Genomic DNA, 20755 nt, shown 5'->3' with positions numbered 1-20755 from the left:
ATTAGGCTAGCGTTAGATCAACCGCACTCGTTTGTCTTCGGCGGTAACCAGCTTGCCGATCGCATGGATGGCGATGCCGTTGGCGGCTAAGGTGGCTTCCAGCTCGGCTTTGGCGTCATCGGCAACGGCGATCAACAAGCCGCCGGAGGTTTGTGGATCGCACAGGATCGCCCGCTGGTCGGCGCTTAGCTCTGGTAGGTTGTGGCCGTAGCTGTCGAAGTTACGGTTGCAACCGCCGGGGATGCAGCCCTGGGCCAAGTAGTTGGCTACCTGCGGTAGCATCGGGATCGCGTCGAAGTCTAATTCGGCAGTCAGATCCGCGCCTTGGCACACTTCGATCAAGTGACCCGCCAGCCCGAAGCCGGTGACGTCGGTGATGGCGTTAACGCCGTCGATCTTGGCCAGTTCTGCGCCCACTTTATTAAGCTGACACATCGCTTCCACTGCAATCTGGCTGTGTTCATCCAGTAATTTTTTCTGCTTTTGGGCGGTGGTCAGAATGCCGATGCCAATTGGTTTGGTCAGGTACAGGGTATCGCCCACTTTGGCTTGGTCATTGCGCTTCAGTTGTTTCAGCAGCACTTGGCCGGTCACCGCCAGACCAAAGATCGGCTCTGGGCTATCGATCGAGTGGCCACCAGCCAGCATGATCCCAGCATCGCGACAGGCGGCGCGGCCACCTTCAATCACCTGCTGGCCAACTTCTGGCGAAAGTTTGTTGATTGGCCAACCAAAGATTGCAATCGCCATCATTGGCGTACCGCCCATGGCGTAGATGTCGCTAATGGCGTTGGTGGCAGCAATCCGTCCAAAGGTGAACGGATCGTCAACGATCGGCATAAAGAAATCAGTGGTGCTGATGATGCCGATCTCGTCGTTCAAGGCGTACACCGCCGCGTCATCGCGGCTGGCGTTGCCGACGATCAGTTGCTCATCATGAAACTCCGGCAGATTGGATTGCAGAATGCTGTCGAGTACTTTCGGCGAGATTTTGCAGCCACAGCCCGCACCGTGGCTGTATTCAGTCAGTTTTACGGTCATTAGTTGATACCTTAAATGTGAATTACTTTATCGCTGTTGAGAGTCCAATCGGTCAGGGTCACTAGGGTGCCAATCTCAATCCCGTCGATGCAGCGCTCAAGGCTAACACCACGGGCTTCGACACAGGTTTTGCACATCTGGATCTCAACCCCCTGCGCCAGCAGGATCTCCAGCATCTGGCCGATGTGATAGCTCAGATCTGGGGTGTTCTGGCCAGACAGCGCGGCAAAAACCGCATCGGACATCAGGAACAACCGCTGCTGAATCGGGGTTTTGGCGTGCTCTTGCATTGCCAAGGCGATGCGCAGCGCGTTGTACAGCTTTTCGGTGCCGTAGGGGCTGTCGTGAGCCACCAGTAGGATTGAAGTCATGGCTTAGCCTTTGTCGAAATGGGGTGATAGTTGCCGCCGCAGCGACCACAGGGTCGGTGCCGCTAGCATAGTGTCTTGTTGCAAACTGGGATGTGACAGCGTTGGCATTGGTTCACCGCAAGCCAGCAACTGGCCTCGGTCGAGGTGCCAAACGCGATCGCAATTGCGGGCGACAAAATCCAGATCGTGGCTGATGCTGATGATGCAACGCCCTTGCTGCTGTTGCGCCGCCAACTGCTGCTCTAGCAGCGCTAAATGGTGACGATCAAAATCGCGGCTCGGTTCATCCAGCAGCAACAGTGCCGGTTCGGCGACCAACACCCCAGCCAGCGTGACCAACCGCCGTTGGCCGGCGTCCAGATCGAGCGGGTGCTGCTCGGCAACATCGCTGAGTCCCAGTTGGCTGATAACCGCGTTGACTCGGGTGGCAATGGCGTCTCGGCTGAGCCGCTGTTGTCGCAGCACCAAACCAATTTCGCTGGCGATGTCGCTGTAGAGCAACTGCTGCTCTGGCTCTTGCAGCAAGATGCCCACCAACTGGCAGCGTTCGCGGGCGGATAGAGTCGCCAGCGTTTGGCTGTGCCATTGGATCTGCCCCTGTCTGGGCTTTAATAAGCCCGCCAGCAGTTTTAGCAGGGTCGACTTACCGGCACCGTTGTTGCCAACAATGCCGATGTGTTCTCCAGCGGCCACCGTCAGATTATCCAGTTGCAGACAGTCATCGGCTTGGTTTAGCCAAGCAAAGCGTAACTGCTTAATCGATAGCATCCGGGTGCTCCTGAAACCAGCGTATCAGCTGCGGATCACTTAGCGGCAACCACGGCGGTGATTGCGGCATCTGCGCCAGCGCGCGGGCTAACGCTTGCCAAGCGTCACTGCAATTTAGCTGATTAAGTAACTGTGGCAGCAGCGCGCAGGGCGTGCCTTGGGCTACGACTTGACCGGCGCGCAATAACAGCACCTGATCCACCAGTGGCAGAGTCGGTTGCAGCGCCATCTCGGCAACAATCACCGTCATCTGGGTCTGCTGGCTTTGCTGCTTAAGCATCGACAGCAGTTCGCTGTGTGCCGCTGGGGTTAAGCGGCTAAAGGCTTGGTCAAGCACCAGCAGTTGTGGCTGCATCGCTAAGGCGCAGGCCAGCGCCACCCGTTGTGATTCGCCGCCAGACAGTTCGGCCGGATGGCGTTCGGCCAGATGGTGGCATTGGCACAGGGTTAAGCTGTGGTCGATGCGCGCTTCGATCTCGGCCAGTGGCAACTGCTGATTGGCTAGGCCAAAGGCGATCTCATCGGCGACGTTGAAGGCGCAGCCGCTCCATTGTGGTGCGGCTTGCAGCAGTTGCACTGCCAGCGGTACCGGCGCATTGGCCAGCAGGTTATGCTCAGCAAATTGTAATTCGCCAGCGCAAGGCAGTGGCGTCAGTTGTGGCAGCCAACCGGCCAGCGCCTGACACAACAAGGTTTTGCCTGCGCCATTGCCTCCGGCCAGCAACAACCACTGGCCGCGTGCCAGCGTCAAGCTAATTGGACCGATGGCGCGGCCATGGTGATCCAGTTGCAGTTGCTTAGTGATTAAGGTCATAGCAGCGCCGCCGCCAGTTGCACTGGGATAGCGAGCAACAGCAGTCGCCGCAGCCTGCGCTGGGCGCTTGAATCTGCCGGTGCTTGCCACGGACTACGCTGCGGCAAGCGGCGAAAGCCGCGCATCTCTAGCATCGCGCCCCGTTGGCTAACGCCATTAAGCAATCCCGCCAGCAGCGGCAGCAACATCATCGGCAGCGAAGTTAAGCGCTGCCACAGATTGCCATCCAGCGGTACCCCGCGTGCCAATTGCGCCAGCCGAATTTGCTGCAGTTGTCGTTGGATCGGATCGATCAGTAGCAGCGGCGCCGCCAACAGATAACTGAGGGTTGCCGGTAAGCGACTGCTAAGCAGCGCGTTAACCAGTTTGGGGATTGGGCAATGGCGCAGCCATAACTGCGCCGCCAGCAAACAGCAGGCGATCTGCAACCACAGTTCGGTTGCCGGCCACGGCCAATGCCACTGATTGGTATGGCCGAGCCAGTAACCGATGATCTGGCTGTGGATCAGCCACAGTCCCAGCGCCAGCGGCAGCAGCAACCGCAGCAGCCAGCCCAAGCGCTGGCGACCGTCACGGTCGCTCAGTAGCAGCGCCAGTGGCAGCAGCGCCGCTGCCAGTTGCAGATAGCCTAGCGGCAGCAACCACACGCTGACGCTAAACCACAGCCACCAACAGAAGCCGCTAAAGGGGTGCAGTTTATTCAACGGCGGCGGCGTCGGGAAATTGCTGGCGCGTGCGTTTAGGCAAGCGTCGCACTAACTGCCACGCCAGCAGCGCCGACAGGGTTTTATCTACCAAGTTGGCGCCAACCACGGTGATCGCCACCGATTGCAGCAAGCTGTCACTAACCGCGGTGAGGTAAGCCACCACCAGATCGGTGCCGCTGCCGGTGGCACCGCCAAACAGGTAACCGCGAATAGGCGCTGCCACCAGCGTCAGGGCGATGGTGATAGCGAGCGCGCTCAGCAGCACTTTTGGCAGCGATTGAAAGCCGCCGCGCTGAGCGCAGATCCCAGCCACTAAGCCGATCACTCCGGCCACTGGTGCAAAGGCCGCGGCGATCGGGCCGCTGATCAGCCCCCACAACAGGTTGGTGGTTAAGCCAGTGGCCAGCGCCGCCCAAGGGCCAGCCAACAGCGCCACGATCAGCGAGCCAACCGAGTCTAAAAACAGAAACGGCAGATTCAGCAGCGACACCAGTTGGCCACCGGTCATATTGATGGCGATACCTACCGCCATCAGGCTTAGGTTGCGGTTGGAAAATAGGGTAGAGCTCATCAGGATTAATCTTCTTTATAAGTAACAGTCAGTTCGTCGTAGCCCGAGTGCGGGCAAGGGGCACGGCCAAAGTGCAGGCTTGGCAACACCCCAATCACCAGTTCCAAGGTGGTGCGGACAATGCAGCCGGGCATTAGATGGCCACCGATCATCTGCCCTTGGCCATCGCTTAAGCTGATGTGCAGATGTGGGCAGGTGCGATCAAGGGTGCCGCTTAAGGCATGCACTTCAAACGGTTTGTCGATAACGCAAGGGTGTTCCTGGGCGGCAAAGCGCAGCGAGGCAACACTTAAACTGCCGACGGCGCTGGCAATAAAGGCGGCGTCAAACGGCTGCTGTTCAAGCCATTGCTGCAGCGCACTGAGCAGTTCTTGGCCCGGCAACAGTCGCAGCACATGAAATTCGGCGGCGCTGACGGCGCTGGCCAGCGGGGCAGAGATCGGCTGGTTCATTGCGGCTATCGATCAATCACAGACAGGGAAATTTGCAGGTGGCGAACCATACCGCAAATCGCCACAAATTTCTGTATCTCATTGTGCGAATATAGCCGCTGTCGATCGCTACGGTTGCCGGTAGCATCTTGCAATGGCGGATATTTCTGCTGCCAATGGCCGCCAATACAGGGCAAGCTGCAAGCGATGGCGTCATTGCCACAGTTTGTTACCAAGGCGATCGCCAAGCCATTACCGTAGCGATCGAGTTGGCGTAAGCTAGGGCGTGTTGACGTTTGATGTTCAGAATTTGGTCGAGGATAGCGGCTGTCAATTGAGGATTGCGATTGAAGGCCCTCTCTTCTGAAATCAAAATCAGGGCTCTACGTCGAAATCGTATGACGAAGAGTGACAGCTGCTAGACCGACCCTGCAAGGCGCCCCTTCGTGACCATCGAACATAAAATTAACCGACCAAGTTCAATTTGCTGTCAAAAGTGGCCAATAATGGGCGCAAAAATATTCGGCAAAGGTCAACACGCCCTAGTAATTCTAATTCGCAGCAACAGCCTGCAACCACTCTCCCGCAAGGAGCAACGGAATGTTGAAAAAATCACTGTTAGCGACCGGTGTCGTACTGGCGCTCAGTGCCTGTTCCGGTCTGGATGACCACGTAGTAGAAGAGCGCACCATGACACCCTCATTGATTGATGTAACCGTCCCAGAAGTGACGGCGCTGCCTGACAGCAACCCGCTGAAATTCGCCAGCACCCTGCCATACCAACTGCCACCGTTTGATCAGATCAGCGATGCTGATGTCGAAGCGGCGATCATGGCTGGCATGGCCGAGCAGTTGGCGCAGGTCGAGGCCATTGCCAATAACCCAGCGCCGGCCACCTTTGCCAACACCCTTGAAGCGCTGGAGCGCAGCGGCGCCCTGTTCGGCCGTGGCCTTAGCATTTTGTATAACTTGGGCTCCAGTGCCGGCACCCCAGAGCGCTTGGCATTGATGGCCAAAGTAAGCCCGCTCTACAGCGAGCAGCAAGACAACATCATGCTCAACCCCAAGCTGTATCAACGCTTCGGCCAAGTGGCGGCCAACAGCCAAGATCTGAATCCAGAGCAGCAACGCTTGGTCGAGGTCTATCAGCAGCGGTTCGAGCAAGCCGGTGCTAGCCTGACCGAGCAGCAGCAAACCCGCGTGCGGGAGATCAACAAGCAGCTGTCGAGCCTGACCACCGAGTTTGGCCAAAACGTTTTAAAAGCCAGCCAAGCGGATGCCATTGAAGTGACCGATGTGGCGCGCCTACAGGGCTTAAGCGAAGCAGAGATTGGAAGTGCTAAAGCCGCCGCCGAGCAAGCGGGCAAGCCGGGCTACCTGTTGCCGCTGGTCAACACCACCCGTCAGTCCTACCTAAGCAGCATCGACGATCGCGCTCTGCGCGAGCAGATCTGGCGCGCTTCGGCGGAACGTGCCAGCAGCGGCGAGTTTGATAACACCAAGGTCGCGACCGAAATCGCCGCGCTGCGCGCCGAAAAAGCGGCGCTGTTTGGCTACAGCAACTGGGCCGAATACCAACTGCAAAGCCAGATGGCCGCGAAGCCCGAAGCGGTATTTGAACTGCTGGGCAGCATGGTGCCGCAGGTGATTGCCAACGCCGAAGCAGAAGCGGCGGAGATCACCGCCTTGATGGCGGCGCAGGGGGTTAACCACGAACTGGAAGCGTGGGATTGGTTCTACTACGGCGAGCAAGTGCGCGCCGCTAAGTACCAGTTGGATAACGCCGAAGTGGCGCAGTACTTCGAATTTGAACGGGTGCTGCAAGATGGCGTGTTCTTCACCATGAACCGCCTGTTTGGCATCAGCTTTAAAGAGCGGCCAGAGCTGCCGGGTTATCACGACGATGTCCGTGTGTTTGAGATCTTCAACGCCGATGGCAGCCCGGTGGGTTTGTTTGTCGCCGATTACTTTGCCCGTGAAGGCAAACGCGGCGGCGCTTGGATGAACGCCTTTGTTGGCCAGAACAAGCTGCAAAACGAGCTGCCGGTGATCGTCAACGTGATGAACATTCCCAAGGCCGCCGCAGGCGAGCCGCAGTTGGTGGCGTTTGATGACGTCACCACCATGTTCCACGAGTTTGGCCACGCGGTGCACGGCTTGTTCTCTGACGTTACCTACCCAAGCTTGGCGGGCACCAGCGTGTCCCGCGACTTTGTCGAGTTCCCATCCACCTTCCAAGAGGATTGGGCCTACCATCCAGAGGTGATTGGCAACTACGCTAAGCACTATCAAACTGGCGAGCCGATCCCGGCGGAACTGCTAGAGAAAGTGCTGGCGGCGGGCAAGTTCAACCAAGGGTTTGATACCTTGGAGTACCTCTCTTCAGCACTGCTGGATATGGAGTGGCACAGCGTTGGCACCGATTTCAAAGTCGATGACATTGAGGCCTTTGAGCAGCAAGCGTTGGCCAAGCATGGGATCCGCATCAGCGCCATTCCGCCACGCTACAAATCCAGCTACTTCAGCCACATCTTCGCTGGTGGCTACAGCGCCGGTTACTACGCCTACCTGTGGAGTGAGATTTTGGCCGCTGATGCTTTTGCCCATATCCGCGACAGCGGCGGTTTAACCCGCGAGCAGGGCGATCACTTCCGCCACAGCATCTTGTCGATGGGCAACAGCCAAGACTTGATGACCACCTATGAAGGTTTCCGAGGCCAACAACCGACCACCGAAGCGTTGTTGATCCGCCGCGGCATTCAGCTAAGCAAAGCCAAATAGGGTGGTAAGCCTGAAACGACCAAACCAGCGCTGCGGCGCTGGTTTTTTTCTGAAAGTTATCAGTTAGTAGTCATTAGTTTTCTGAGAGCTTTTAGTTGGCAGTGATTAGTTTTTAGTAAAAGCCAGAGCCAGAGCCGTGGTTGTCGCCGAACCGACTGCTCTTACTGATAACTAACAACTAATAGCTGCTCTTAACTCGCTCTTACTGCCAACTAATAACTATTAACTGCTTTTCATTCGCTCTTACTGACAACTACCAACTAATAGCTGCTCTTAACTCGCTGTTAAAGGCGACGATTAACTATCAGCTGGCTAGGTTGCGCGTTTTCCCTAAAACGTTGGTCGATAGCGCTAGATGAAAATTTTACAAATGGGGTTAACTTTCAGATATATCGATGCTTTTTTTCTTGATTTGGGTTTCAGGATTGTGAATCCGCAAGTGACTTTATAAGCTGGTGACTGCCATTCACCAGAGCGTCGGTACCGGATGTACCGCATAGGGAACACAAGGAATGTTTAACCCCAATTTACTCGCCAGCGCGGTTGCTATCGGCTTAGCCACCACCGCAACCGCCCAGCCTCTGCCACCAACCACTCAGGTTTCCGTGGGCACCCCGCTGGAGCAAGACGATTACCAGAATCACCGTCGGTACACCTCGCCAACCAGCAGCTGCACCGGAACCCTTGTTAACCCATGGGTAACCAAAACCAGCGCTCACTGCGCCGACGCTGTGCGGCTATATAACGCGGTTGATGTCACCTACAACACCCCGATTTATGGTTTTTACACCACTACTGATGGTTACGAGGACACTCAGGCGTGGATGGATCACAAAATGGTCAAACACCAGCGGTTTGACGTCAACGCCTACACCCCGTTTTACTTTAGCGACGAATCCCCGATGGATATTGGCTCGCGCTTTAAGTTTTACGGTTGGGGCCTAAGCGCACCGGACGGCCAGATCACCGGACTGCATCTGATGGAAGGTGAGATTTACCGGATCGATGTTTTTGGTTACAGCGAGCAGATTTGCGAAAACGTAACCGCCTCCGGCAACCCTGACTCTGATTTCTGTCACGGTCGCCGCGTTCATTTAATCCACGACCAAACCCAATGGACTCGCCACTACACCGCTTTCGTGCGCCCTGACGGCGATTCCAGCACTCAAGGCGGCGACTCCGGTGGTTCATACACCATGAACATCGACGGCGTTGAACAGATCGTTGGCACCCACTATGCGGGCAGCAACATCAACGACAAGTTCAGTGACAACTACGTTGGGTCGAGTTTTCAGGTGTCATGGACTCGGGCGATGCAGTCGGGCTTTTACGCCTTTGTCGATGGCCTAGGCTTCCCAGGCACTGCTGCCGGCGGCCAAAGCGTCTACATTCAAAACCTCAGCCTGAATGACATTGCACTGCAACCAACCCCAGAAGGGACTTGCACTGAGATTTTGCCAGCGGGTGAGTTCTGCTCGATGGTGATGCCAACCAACGGTGACCAATATCGAATTTCCGGCGAACAACACGAGATCTACGATTACGTCATCAACCTCACCGGCAATGAGCCAGAGCCGGAACCAGAGCCAGAACCAGAGCCGGAACCAGAACCGGAACCAGAACCGGAGCCGGAGCCAGAACCGGAGCCAGAGCCGGAACCAGAGCCAGAGCCGGAACCAGAGCCAGAGCCAGAGCCAGAGCCAGAGCCAGTAGCGCCACCCCAACAGCAAAGCAGCAGTGGTGGCAGCATGGGGATGTGGAGCCTCGCGATCATCGGCCTTGCTCTTATCCGCCGCTTTCGCGGCTAAACCGACAGCCATCTGAAACGACAAAACCAGCGCCGCCGCGCTGGTTTTTTGCATTTTGTAGCCATTAGTTGGCAGTAATTAGTTTTTAGTAAAAGCCAGAGCCAGAGCTGTGGTTGTTGCCGAACCGACTGCTCTTACTGCCAACTGACAACTAATAGCTGTTCTTAACTCGCATTTACTGCCAACTAATATCTGCAAACTGGCTTCTAAACTGCCAACTAATAACTGCTCTTAACTCGCTCTTAAAGGCTGTTACTGACAACTGCCAACTAATATCTGCAAACTGGCTCATTCAATTCCCAAGTATTTGTGGGTTTGCACCGATAGGCGCCAGTTACGCTGGATGCAGGTGGCGATCGCCAGTTCGGTGGCGCGGGGCTTTTGACTGATGGGTTGCAGACATATCTGCGCGTTGATTTCGCCGCTGGCGGCGGCGTCGGCCAGTAGCGCATCCAACTGTTCAATGTCTTTTGTAGTCGCCACTGGGTGCTTAATTTCGTTGGCACGGTGCAGCGCGCTAAGATCCATCTTAAGGCCACCGCGCATATTGATCTTCGGCGATACCGTCACCCAAGTTTGCTGGTTGGCTAACACCGGATAGGTGCCGCTGGTTTCAATCTGGGTGGTAAAACCGGCCTCGGTAAAGGCGTCGCACAGTGGCCGCAGGTCATACAGGCAGGGTTCGCCGCCGGTGATCACCAAGTGGCGGGCGTGATAGTTAGCAAGGCAGTGCGCCAGCAGTTGCGCGGCGCTGTTGTTGCTCCAGCGCGGTGATTCTTGAGTTTTCGCTAATACCTCGACCAGTTCGATGCGGTCGCTGTCGTGCTTATCCCAAGTGTGTTTGGTGTCGCACCACGAGCAGCCGACCGGACAGCCTTGCAGACGTAAAAACACCGCTGGCACCCCGGTAAATACCCCTTCGCCTTGGATGGTTTCAAACAGCTCGTTAACTGGATACAACACCGACTGACTTCGCTTTGGCTTGGTTAAAACTGCGCCAAGTCTACCAAATCAACGGCGGCGCGCTCTAGCGCAATGGCAACCGCTAGGATGTAATAACGGCATTGAATATTTACTGATTGGCGTGACGATGAAAGGCAGTACTTTTAACCAGTTAACCGTGTTTAGCGCGATTGCCAGCGAAGGCAGCATTGCCGCGGCGGCGCGCAAACTGTCGATGACCTCGCCATCGGTGAGCCACTCGCTGAAATTGCTGGAACAGCAATTAGGACTGCCGCTGTTTAGCCGCACTACCCGCAAGATTGAATTGACCGAAGCCGGGCAGTTGCTGCGCGAACGGATCGCCGTGCCGATGCAGCAGTTGGATTTCGCCCTAGAGAGCGTCCAAGACCTGAGTCAGCAGCCATCGGGGCGGGTGTCGATCACCTTGCCACGGTTTGTTTATCAATTCTTTTTGCAGCCAATTTACGCTGAATTTTGTCAGCGTTACCCAGAGATTGAACTGGAAATTTCGGTCTCGGATAAAGACGTCGATATCGTCACCGAGGGCCATGATCTGGGCATTCGCTTAGGGGATCGGATCGCCGAGGGGATGGTGGCACGGCAGTTGACCGCGCCGATGCAAGACGCGCTGTTTGCCTCGCCAGATTATCTTCGCCGCTGCGGTATGCCACAGAGCATCGACGAGCTTAAGCAGCACAAGTTGGTGCAGTATCGTTTCTTGGCGTCCAAACAGTTCGCCCCGGCGGTGCTGCGCAACGATGGCCAGCCGTTAACCCTAGAGCTGCCGACGGCGCTGGTGGTCAACGACACCGACGCGGTGATCGATGCGGTTCGTAAAGGCTTGGGGCTGGGTAAATTGCTAACGCCGATGGTGCAGCGCTATTTAGATAACGGCGAGCTGGTGCCGATTTTACCCGAGCATTGGCATCAACTGCCGGGGCTGTATCTCTATTTTGTCCAGCGCAGCCAGCAAGCGCGGCGAGTGCGAGTGTTGGTGGACTTCCTGATTGAAAAGGGGCAACTAAGCTAACGCATCAAAAAGCCCCGAATATCGGGGCTTTGATGACGTTGATAAGCGCTCTTAACTTAACGCAGCACTTTGCTTAAAAACGCTTGGGTACGTGGGTGCGCAGGGCTGTCGAACAGCGCATCTGGGGCGCTGTTTTCGACCACCACGCCGCCATCGATAAACAGCACCCGATCGGAGACTTCGCGAGCAAAGCCCATCTCGTGGGTGACGATCACCATGGTCATCCCCTGTTCCGCCAGATCTTTCATCACATCCAGCACATCGCCGACCATCTCTGGGTCCAGTGCCGAGGTTGGCTCATCAAACAGCATCACATCGGGCTTCATCGCCAACGCTCGGGCAATTGCAACCCGCTGTTTTTGGCCGCCAGAGAGACTGCTTGGGTAGACTTCGGCTTTGTCTGCCAGCCCCACTTTGCCCAGCAGCTCCAGCGCCAAGGCATCGGCTGCGGTCTGGTTTAGCAGCCCCAGCTTAACTGGTGCCAAGGTGATGTTTTGCTTAACGGTTTTATGGGGAAACAGATTGAAGTTCTGAAACACCATGCCGACTTTCTGGCGCAGCTTATCAACGCAGGCGTCTTTGGCAGTGATCGATTCGCCCTCGATGATGATGTCACCGTCGGTCGGCTGCTCCAGCAGGTTTAAGCAGCGCAAGAAGGTGCTTTTACCGGAGCCGGATGGGCCAATGACGCTGACCACTTCACCGGCTTTGATGTGTTCATCGATGCCTTTAAGCACCTCGACCTTGCCGTAGTGTTTGTGCAGGTTGGTTACTTTAATCACTTTGTTTCAATCTCTTTTCAAACCGGGTCAGCAGCAAGGTGAAGCCGTAGGTCAGTACTAAGTAGATGGCGGCACAGGTAAACAGCGGCACCACATCTTCAAAGGTGCGCGAGCGGATGATTTCGCTGGCGCGCATCAAATCAACGCCACCGATAAAGCCGATCACCGCGGTCTCCTTCAGCAGCACGATAAACTCGTTACCCAGCGCCGGTAGGATGTTCTTGACCGCTTGCGGCAGGATCACCTCGACCATGGTTTGACTTTGCGATAAGCCAAGCGAGCGGGCGGCTTCGGTTTGGCCTTTATCCACCGCTTGAATGCCGGCGCGGATGATCTCCGAGATATAGGCGCCAGAGTTAATCGAGAAGGCGATGATGGCGGCGGTGATCTTATCAACGTCCAACGAGGCGAGGACGATGAAGTAGAGGATCACCAACTGGATCACCACCGGCGTCCCCCGAATCACGCCGACGTAGAGATCCGCTGGCCATTTTAGATACCACTTGCCGGACATCTTCATCAGGGTGGCGGCCACCCCAAGAATCGAACCAAACAGGGTGGCGGCGAAGGTCACCAATAGGGTGGTCTTTAGACCCTCAAGGATCAAAAGGCCACCGATCATGCCATCGCTGCCGATGGGGGTGAATAACGAGTCGATCAAAGCTTGCATGGAGCCAATAACGCCTTATTTGATGTGCTTGGTCAGCAGCGCGTTGTAGCTGCCATCGGCTTGCATCTTGTCGAGGGTGGCGTTGATTTGCGCCAGCATTTCGCTGTTGCCTTTGGCCACGGCAAAACCGTAGAACTCTGGGTTGAACTCCAGCAGGGCGCCTTGCAGTTGCGGCTTACCGGCGATCAGGTTTTTGGCTGGGGCGGCATCAAACAGCACCGCGTCCACTTTGCCGTTGGAAAGCTCCATCACCGCTTCAAAGCCGCTGTTAAACGAGGCGACGTCGCTGGTTAGCTCTTGGGCGATGGTGTCGCCGGTGGTGCCCAGCTGCACCGCAATCTTCTTGCCTTTCAGCTGTTCACTGCTGCTGAAGCTGACACCCTGTTGGGTGATCACATATTGGGTGGCTTCGTAGTAGGGCTTGGAGAAATCGGCGTTTTGCTGCCGCTCTGGGGTGATGGTCATCCCTGCCGCCACCATATCGATCTTGCCGGCGTTCAGCGCCACGATCAGCGAATCGAATTTCATGTCTTTGATCACCAGCTCTTTGCCCGCGTCGGCGGCAATTTGCTTGGCGATGTCGATATCAAAACCGAGGATCTCAGTACCGCTTTCGCCACCGACGTATTCAAACGGAGGGAAGGTGGCGTTGGTGCCGACAATCAGTTGTTGTTTCTTGGTTTCTTCGCCACAACCGGTCAGGGCGAGGGTGGTCAGTGCGAGGGCGGCAACGGTCTTGTTCATCATCGTATTCTCTTATCGTTATCAAATCGGGGCAGCGTTGGCTGCGAATGAATGCACTGTAAATATCGATGCAATTTATGTCAATAGTTATTCATTTAAAATGATTTTGAATGCAATTGTGGTTTGATCTCTGTTGAGCATTGATTGCAGCGGTTTACCTACTGTTATCGTCGCTTTGCGCGTGGGCTTGAGTGACACCGATGATAGCCGTTGAAATTGTAGGGTTGGATGAATGGTTATTCATGAAAGCGGGAGCCACTTGGGCTCCCGTTGGGGTGGATTCAGATCAAGTCGCTGTCGCCCTGGCATTACAGTGCTAGCAGCACTTGGCCATCTTCAACTTTGACTGGATAGGTGGTCAGCTTGACCGCTTGATCTTGCAGACATTGGCCGCTGTCGAGGCAGTAGTGGTGGCGATGCAGCGGCGAGCTGATGGTCTGTTGGCCGTTCAGCTCTGCCAATAACCCCCGCGATAACACATTGGCACCGCCAAGCGGATCGTGGTTGTCGATGGCGTACAGTCGGTCATTGGCTAACCGAAACAGGGCGATCTGCTGCTGGCCGATTAGGGCGCAGGCGCCAACGTCCGGCAGCAGATCGCTAAGTTGGCAAACGCGATGCCATTGCTGCTGATTCATGATACCTCCACTATGTTGATCTGCTCTGCGGCGCTGGATTTAGGTTGGATTTGACCGCGCTGCTGTTCAAACTGCACCCCACTGTCGGGTTGATCGCTGTTGATAAAGTGGCTGAAGCGTTGCAGTTTCTCTGGGCTTTGCAAGGTGGTTGCCCACTCGCATTGGTAGCTGTCGATAAGGTTGGCCATCTGCGCTTCTAAGTCGGCGCACAGCCCCAGTTTGTCGTCGATCACCACCTGTTTTAGGTAGCCCAAGCCGCCATCGAGGTTTTCCAGCCATACCGAGGTGCGTTGCAGCCGTTCGGCGGTGCGCACGTAGAACATCATGATCCGATCGATGTAGGCGATCAGGGTGGCGTCATCCAGATCGCTGGCAAACAGATCGGCGTGACGTGGGCGCATGCCGCCGTTACCGCCAACGTAGAGATTCCAACCCGCTTCGGTGGCGATCACCCCAAAGTCTTTGCTTTGGGCTTCGGCGCATTCGCGGGCGCAACCGGATACCGCCAGTTTGATCTTGTGCGGCGAGCGCACCCCGCGATAGCGCTTTTCGATGTCGATCGCCATGGTGGTGCTGTCTTGTACGCCGTAGCGACACCAGCTAGAGCCGACACAGGATTTTACCGTGCGCATCGCTTTGCCGTAGGCGTGGCCGGTTTCAAAACCGGCGTCCACCAGTTGCTGCCAGATCTGCGGCAGTTGATGTAACTGGGCGCCAAACAGATCGATGCGCTGGCCGCCGGTGATCTTGGTGTAGAGGTTAAATTCTTTGGCCACTTGGCCGAGGACGATCAGTTTGTCGGGGGTGATCTCGCCGCCGGGCACCCGCGGCACCACCGAATAGGTGCCGTTTTTCTGCATATTGGCCAAGAAGCGATCGTTGGTGTCTTGCAGCGGCGCGTGGCTGTCTTCCAAGATGTAGTCGTTCCACAGCGATGCCAGCATCGAGCCAACCGCCGGACGGCAAATTTCGCAGCCGCCGCCTTGGCCACAGTGCGCCAGCAGGGCTTCAAAGGTTTTGATCTGCTTGATGCGGATGATGTCGAACAGTTCCACACGGCTGTAGCTAAAATGCTGACACAGTGAGTTATCCACCTCGATGCCGCGATTAGCCAGTTCACTATCCAGTAGCTGACCGACCAGCGGGCCACAGCCGCCGCAGCCAGTCCCGGCCTTACTGCAGGCTTTGAGGCTGGCGAGATCGCAGTTGCCATCACTCATTAATCCGTCGATCTGTTCCAGCAGTTGCCCTTTGCTAACGTCGTAGCAGGAGCAGATCTGAGCGCTGTCGGGCAGGGCGCCAACGCCGGCGGCGCTGGTTGCGCTGCCCGCTTCGGCGGCGGGGATCAGTAGGCTTTGCACCGGCTCTGGCAGTGGCAGTTGGTTTAAACACAGTTGCAGCAGCGTCGGATAGTCGCTGTTATCGCCAACCAGTACCGCCCCTAGCAGCTTGCTGGCGCTGGCATCGATAACGATCTTTTTGTAGACGCCGGCGCCGTGGTCGTGAAAGCAGTAGCTGATTGACCCTTCAGTCTGGCCGTGGGCATCGCCGATGCTGGCCACATCGACCCCCAGCAGTTTTAACTTGGTGCTCATATCGGCACCGCTAAATTGCTTATCGGCGTGGCTATCATCCCCCAACAGTTGCCGTTGCAGTTGCGCCGCCGCCACCTTGGCCATCTGATAGCCGGGGGCGACTAAGCCGAACAGGCGGTTTTGCCACAGCGCGCATTCGCCGATGGCGTAGATGTCGTGGTCGCTGGTTTGGCAGTGATCATTGATGACGATGCCGCCGCGTTCGCCAACGCTAAGTTCGGCCTGCCGCGCGAGCGCATCCTGTGGTCGAATACCGGCAGAGAACACCACCATATCGGTATCCAGCACGCTGCCGTCGTTAAACTGCAGTTGATAGCGGTTGGCTTGCCCGGCGGCGATCACCTTGGTGGCTTTGCTGGTGTGCACCTGCACCCCCAGCGCTTCGATTTTGCGTTGCAGCAGGGCGCCGCCGTCGTCATCCAGTTGCACCGCCATTAGTCGCGGTGCGAACTCCACCACATGGGTTTCAAGTCCTAAGGTTTTCAGGGCGTTGGCCGCCTCTAACCCCAGCAGTCCGCCACCGATCACCACCCCAACTCGGCTGTGCTCGGCGGACGCCTTGATGGCATCCAGATCCTCGATGGTGCGGTAGGGGTGGATGTGCGGTTGCTGGTTGCCGGGGATCGGCGGGATAAACGGGTAGGAACCGGTTGCCAACACCAGCTTATCGTAGCGGTAGTGTTCACCGTCGCTGCAGTGCAGCAGTTGCTGCTGGCGATCGATCCGTTCGACCTTGGTATTAACGTGCGCCAGTACCCCAGCATTGTGGTAGCTGTCGGCATTGGCCAGCATCAGACCGGCGGCGTCGCCCTCGGCAAAATAGCGGGTTAGCTGGACGCGGTCGTAAGCCAGTCGTGGTTCTTCACAAAACACCCGCAGTTGCAGATTGCAGTTGTGTTGCAGTTGCTCCACCAGATGGTGGCCAACCATGCCGTTGCCGACGATGGCGATAATGGGCTGGGTCATGCGCTCTCCTTGGCCAAGGTGGCGAATTGGGATGGGTTGCTGGCGGCTTGGGCGCGCAACTGCGCCAGTTGCAGTGGCAGTTCGGTGACGGCGCCAACGTAGATCAGTGTTGGGCTTTGCAACTGCGCTCGCAGTGCATCGTGCGCCATCTGTTCAAGGCTGGTGTGGATGAGCCGCTGCTGTGGGCGGCAACCATTTTCGACCAGCGCCACTGGGGTGTTGGCGGCCATGCCGTGTTGGCACAGTTGCTGACGAATTTGCGGCAGCGCATTAAGCCCCATGTAGAACACCAAGGTATGGTTGGCCGCCGCCAGAAATGACCAATCGATAGGCTGCTCATTGCGGCCGTGGCCGGTGACAAAAGTGCAGCCTTGGGCTAAGCCGCGATGGGTCAGCGGGATCTCGCTGCTGCTGCCGCAACCGTTGGCGGCGGTGATGCCGGCAATAACCTCGGCATCGATCCCCTGTTTGGCCAGCGCCAGTAGCTCTTCACTGCCGCGACCAAAGACCAACGGATCGCCGCCTTTAACCCGCACTACCCGTTTTCCGGTTTGCGCAAAAGCCACCAGTTGCGCTTCGATATCGCCTTGACTGAGCTGATGGCGATGGCGCTGCTTGCCGACGTAAATCAGTTCGGCAGTGGCGGGGAAAAGTGCCCGAATCGGTTCGCTGACAAGGTTGTCATACAGCACGACTTCGGCCTGCTTGATCGCTTTGTAGGCTTTTAGTGTCAGCAGTTCTGGATCGCCGGGGCCTGCGCCAATCAGGTAAACCGGCGGCCGTGCTGGTGGTCGCGGTGACGAGACCGTCGGCGAGTTATGGTTATCAGTGAGCGCCATCGCAATCCCCTAGTGATGTGGTTGAGTAGCAAACCGATGGCAAGAGCGGTGCCAGAGTCGACTAAGGTGCTGAAATTGTGAGCTATTGCCATTAAAAACATGCGCTTATGTTTTTAATGGCGACCGATCATCGTTGTCATTGGCAACCGTGGCTGTGGTCAGCTGCACCGAGGTAACGCGGCGATTGCCCCAACATAGGGAAAAAGCACGGCGCTGGTGCAACTGGGGGGTTGCTGATTTGGCTGCCGTCTTAGATCAAGTAATTGATTTAGATTGATTTTTGTTGAATTTGTGGGGGTGGGGAATTTCACCAAGCGGCTGGCGCTGCTCTTGCTTGGATCGGGGCAAACCGATAACCACCGCCGAGGCCGCCCGTGTCTGATTCTGACTGTTCATCCGTTCGTAGCACCTGTCCCTATTGCGGTGTTGGCTGCGGGGTGGTGGCGACGCCTGTTGCTGACGCAGATGCGCAGCCGAGCTATCAGATCAGTGGCGATCCGCATCATCCGGCCAACTTTGGCAACTTATGCGCTAAGGGGCGTAGCCTTGGCGCCACCTTAAGCCACCAAGGGCGATTGCTGACGCCGAAGATCAATGGCCGAGCTGAGAGTTGGCCACGGGCGATCGCCCACGTCGCCAGTCGCTTTAGCCAAGCGATTGCCGAACACGGGCCTGATTCGGTGGCGTTTTATCTGTCGGGGCAGTTGCTGACCGAGGATTACTACGTGGCTAATAAGTTGATGAAGGGATTTATCGGCAGTGCCAATGTCGATACCAATTCGCGCTTGTGCATGTCGTCGGCGGTGGTGGCCCATAAAAAAGCGTTTGGTGCTGATCTGGTGCCGGGCTGCTATGAAGACTTTGAGCTGGCGGACTTGGTGGTGCTGGTGGGCAGTAATTTGGCGTGGTGTCATCCGGTGTTGTTTCAACGGTTAATGGCGGCGAAAGCGAAACGACCCAAGCTGAAATTGGTGGTGATCGATCCGCGCCAAACCGCCACCAGCGAAGCGGCGGATCTGCACCTGCAGCTTAAGCCGGACAGTGACTTGGTGCTGTTTAATGGTTTGCTAAAGCAGTTGCAGCAACAGGGGCTGGCGCAGTTGGTCTCGCCGCTATTGGAGTATTCCCTAGGGCAGGTGGCCGAGCAAACCGGGCTGAAACCCGCTGACATTGCCACCTTCTATCGCTGGTTTGCCGAATGCGAGCGCACCGTCAGCGGCTTTTCAATGGGCAGCAACCAATCGGTTAACGGTGTTGCCAACGCCAATGCCATCATCAACTGTCATATCGTCACCGGCCGGATCGGCAAACCGGGGGCGGGGCCGTTTTCGATCACCGGCCAACCGAATGCCATGGGCGGGCGCGAGGTTGGCGGCTTAGCGACTGCGCTGGCGGCGCACATCGATTTTGCTGAAACCGACAAGGCCGCGCAGTTGCAGCAACTGTGGCAAGCCCCGACCATGGCTGGCACTACGGGCTTAACGGCGGTGCCGATGTTTGAGGCGATGGCGGCGGGCAAGATCAAAGCGGTGTGGATTATCGGCACCAATCCGGCGGTCAGTTTGCCGGACAGCGATCTGGTTCGGCGGGCGTTAAAACGATGCCCGACGGTGGTGGTTAGCGATGTGGTGGCCAGCAATGACACCATGGCGCTGGCGGATGTGCTGCTGCCTGCCAAAGCGTGGGGCGAAAAGAGCGGTACCGTCACCAATGCCGAGCGGCGGATCTCGCGCCAGCGCGGTTTTGCCACGGCACCGGCGCTGGCCAAAGCCGATTGGCAAATTGTATGCGAGGTGGCTAAGGCGATGGGCTTTGCCGAGGGCTTTAACTACGCCGATGCGGCGGCGATTTTTCGCGAGCATGCCAGCAGCAGCGCCATCAACGGCGGCGAGTTTGATATCAGCGCGCTGGCGACACTAACTGACAATCAATATCAGCAGTTACCGCCACTGCAATGGCCCCAGCCCAAGGGCAAACCGTTGCAACTGCTGTCACAGCGACTGACCATCGCCAATCCCAAATTGCAGTTGCAGCGGCCACAGCGGCGTCGCGGCAAAGGCCGGTTTGTGCTTAATAGCGGTCGCTATCGGGATCAGTGGCACAGCATGACCCGCACCGGTAGCGTTGATAAGCTCAGTGGCCATCGCCCCTATCCGCAGCTGCACGTTCATCCCGATGATGCGGCCGAGTTGGGCTTAGCCGTTGATGGCTTGGTCGAATTGGAAGGTCAATGTTGGCCGTTACTGCTCGATAGCGATCTGCGCCGCGGCGACCTGTTCGCGGCGCTGCACTTTAATCGCCATAACTGCAGCGTCGGTTCGGTTAATCATGCGGTGGATCGCTGGCAGTCGTCGCAGTTGGATGGCGATTCGCAGCAACCGGCGTTTAAAGCCGCCCGCGTCGATATCAAAGGCTATCGCGCTAAGGCGCCGCTATGGTGGGGGCAATTGTTACTACCAAATGGCGTCGAGCCGCCCCTGCAGCATCTGACGTTTTGGGCTGCGCAGCGATTGCAACAGGGGACCCTGTGGTGGTTCGCGGATGACCGCGACAGCGGCGCTTGGCAGCAGTGGTTGGTAAGCAAAGCCGATAAGCTTGGGAGATTACACAGTGAGCTGGGCGGCAGTGGCAGTTATGGTGCGGTTTATCAGCGCGATGGCCACCTTAGTGCGGCGCTGCGGTTGGCACAGTCCCGCCAACAACTGGCGGGGGATGGCTGGCAACAGGCCTTGGGGCAACCGCTGGCCGCGCCGTTAGTGAACGCCTTGCTGGGCGGCGATCATCGACAACTGTTATGCAGCTGTGTTGGCGTTAGCCAAGCCGAAGTCGAACAGGCGATCGCCGCTGGCGCTGCCACCCCCGCCGCAGTGCAGCAAGCCTGCGGCGCTGGCGGCGGTTGCGGCGTCTGCCAAATGGAGATCAGCGGTCTGTGTCGGCAACAGCAAAGCGAGCTAACCGTTGCCAGCTAAGTCGCCGCTGGCAGGATGAAAGAGTTAGCAGTGATTAGTTTGTAGTAGGCAGTAAGAGCGAAATCGTCAGTGGCAGTAGCGAATATCTATGTTATTCAATCTCTTATTCCATAGCCATTAGCCTCCGGCGGGCGAGGGCTGTGCCCTCTGCACACCCGAAAGCCTCCAACACGGCGACACCCCTTCGCTCCTTGTGCTGCTCCTTTCGGCACTGCGCTGATGCGCCGTCCATGGCCTGCGGCCTCAATGCAGAGCACATCGCTCAGC

18 protein-coding genes are annotated in these 20755 nt (G+C 57.0%); 4 read left to right on the top strand and 14 right to left on the bottom strand.

The annotated features are described in order from the left end of the window. Positions 1–12: 12 nt before the first annotated feature. The 7 genes from selD to G506_RS0105620 are packed head-to-tail and all read right to left on the bottom strand — an operon-like array spanning position 13 to position 4724. Positions 13–1041 (bottom strand): selenide, water dikinase SelD, encoded by a 1029-nt coding sequence (selD, locus tag G506_RS0105650; protein WP_028116014.1) that lies wholly within the window; start codon positions 1039–1041, stop codon positions 13–15. A gap of 11 nt (positions 1042–1052) precedes the next feature. After that, positions 1053–1412, bottom strand: coding sequence for a DsrE/DsrF/TusD sulfur relay family protein (locus G506_RS0105645; protein ID WP_028116013.1), 360 nt, complete (start codon positions 1410–1412; stop codon positions 1053–1055). A 3-nt stretch (positions 1413–1415) separates the two neighbouring features. Beyond that, on the bottom strand, positions 1416–2180 hold the full coding sequence (locus tag G506_RS18950; RefSeq protein WP_035387070.1) for an energy-coupling factor ABC transporter ATP-binding protein: 765 nt from the start codon (positions 2178–2180) through the stop codon (positions 1416–1418). Continuing rightward, positions 2167–2994 (bottom strand): energy-coupling factor ABC transporter ATP-binding protein, encoded by an 828-nt coding sequence (locus G506_RS18945; protein ID WP_035387069.1) that lies wholly within the window; start codon positions 2992–2994, stop codon positions 2167–2169. The genes G506_RS18950 and G506_RS18945 overlap by 14 nt, the downstream gene beginning before the upstream one ends. Beyond that, complete coding sequence (locus tag G506_RS0105630; RefSeq protein ID WP_051201933.1) at positions 2991–3698, bottom strand: energy-coupling factor transporter transmembrane component T; 708 nt, start codon at positions 3696–3698, stop codon at positions 2991–2993. The genes G506_RS18945 and G506_RS0105630 overlap by 4 nt, the downstream gene beginning before the upstream one ends. Beyond that, positions 3691–4272: a membrane protein gene (locus G506_RS0105625; protein WP_028116011.1), complete on the bottom strand. Its 582-nt coding sequence runs from the start codon at positions 4270–4272 to the stop codon at positions 3691–3693. Before G506_RS0105625 ends, G506_RS0105630 begins: the two co-directional genes overlap by 8 nt. 5 nt (positions 4273–4277) lie before the next feature. Continuing rightward, positions 4278–4724 carry a PPC domain-containing DNA-binding protein gene (locus G506_RS0105620; protein WP_051201932.1) on the bottom strand — a complete coding sequence of 149 codons (447 nt, stop codon included), beginning with the start codon at positions 4722–4724 and terminating at the stop codon, positions 4278–4280. A gap of 579 nt (positions 4725–5303) precedes the next feature. Between G506_RS0105620 and G506_RS0105610 the strand changes: the two genes are divergently transcribed. After that, complete coding sequence (locus G506_RS0105610) at positions 5304–7484, top strand: M3 family metallopeptidase (RefSeq protein ID WP_240473390.1); 2181 nt, start codon at positions 5304–5306, stop codon at positions 7482–7484. 512 nt (positions 7485–7996) lie between these two features. Further along, positions 7997–9292, top strand: a complete 1296-nt coding sequence (locus G506_RS20875; RefSeq protein ID WP_051201931.1) for a GlyGly-CTERM sorting domain-containing protein — start codon at positions 7997–7999, stop codon at positions 9290–9292. A 288-nt stretch (positions 9293–9580) separates the two neighbouring features. Here G506_RS20875 and queE read toward each other — a convergent pair whose 3' ends face one another. Next, entirely contained in the window at positions 9581–10255 is a 675-nt protein-coding gene (gene queE / locus G506_RS0105600) for a 7-carboxy-7-deazaguanine synthase QueE (protein ID WP_205619477.1), read from the bottom strand. A 127-nt stretch (positions 10256–10382) separates the two neighbouring features. Between queE and G506_RS0105595 the strand changes: the two genes are divergently transcribed. After that, entirely contained in the window at positions 10383–11285 is a 903-nt protein-coding gene (locus G506_RS0105595; protein WP_028116006.1) for a LysR family transcriptional regulator, read from the top strand. A gap of 56 nt (positions 11286–11341) precedes the next feature. On the opposite strand, the gene G506_RS0105590 is transcribed toward G506_RS0105595, so the two are convergent. From G506_RS0105590 to cobA, 6 genes are all read right to left on the bottom strand, one after another. Then, complete coding sequence (locus G506_RS0105590) at positions 11342–12067, bottom strand: amino acid ABC transporter ATP-binding protein (RefSeq protein WP_028116005.1); 726 nt, start codon at positions 12065–12067, stop codon at positions 11342–11344. After that, a complete protein-coding gene (locus G506_RS0105585) occupies positions 12060–12737 on the bottom strand; it encodes an amino acid ABC transporter permease (protein WP_028116004.1) in 678 nt (225 codons plus the stop codon). Before G506_RS0105585 ends, G506_RS0105590 begins: the two co-directional genes overlap by 8 nt. A 15-nt stretch (positions 12738–12752) precedes the next feature. After that, the gene (locus G506_RS0105580) at positions 12753–13481 is read right to left on the bottom strand and encodes a basic amino acid ABC transporter substrate-binding protein (protein WP_028116003.1); all 729 of its coding nucleotides are present in this window, start codon (positions 13479–13481) and stop codon (positions 12753–12755) included. Between the two features lie 308 nt (positions 13482–13789). Next, positions 13790–14119, bottom strand: coding sequence for a nitrite reductase small subunit NirD (gene nirD / locus G506_RS0105570; RefSeq protein ID WP_035387068.1), 330 nt, complete (start codon positions 14117–14119; stop codon positions 13790–13792). Beyond that, positions 14116–16680, bottom strand: coding sequence for a nitrite reductase large subunit NirB (gene nirB, locus G506_RS0105565; protein ID WP_028116001.1), 2565 nt, complete (start codon positions 16678–16680; stop codon positions 14116–14118). The genes nirD and nirB overlap by 4 nt, the downstream gene beginning before the upstream one ends. Beyond that, positions 16677–17519, bottom strand: coding sequence for a uroporphyrinogen-III C-methyltransferase (cobA, locus tag G506_RS18935; protein ID WP_084631195.1), 843 nt, complete (start codon positions 17517–17519; stop codon positions 16677–16679). Before cobA ends, nirB begins: the two co-directional genes overlap by 4 nt. A gap of 374 nt (positions 17520–17893) precedes the next feature. Here cobA and G506_RS0105555 point away from each other — a divergent pair, with 374 nt between their 5' ends. After that, a complete protein-coding gene (locus G506_RS0105555) occupies positions 17894–20488 on the top strand; it encodes a molybdopterin oxidoreductase family protein (RefSeq protein ID WP_028116000.1) in 2595 nt (864 codons plus the stop codon). Positions 20489–20755 lie beyond the last annotated feature (267 nt).

The sequence above is a fragment of the Ferrimonas senticii DSM 18821 genome (assembly GCF_000422665.1).
GTDB classification, from domain to species: Bacteria; Pseudomonadota; Gammaproteobacteria; order Enterobacterales; family Shewanellaceae; genus Ferrimonas; species Ferrimonas senticii.
The sequence above is the reverse complement of the archived record's forward strand: the minus strand, read 5'-3'. Positions and strand labels throughout refer to the sequence as shown.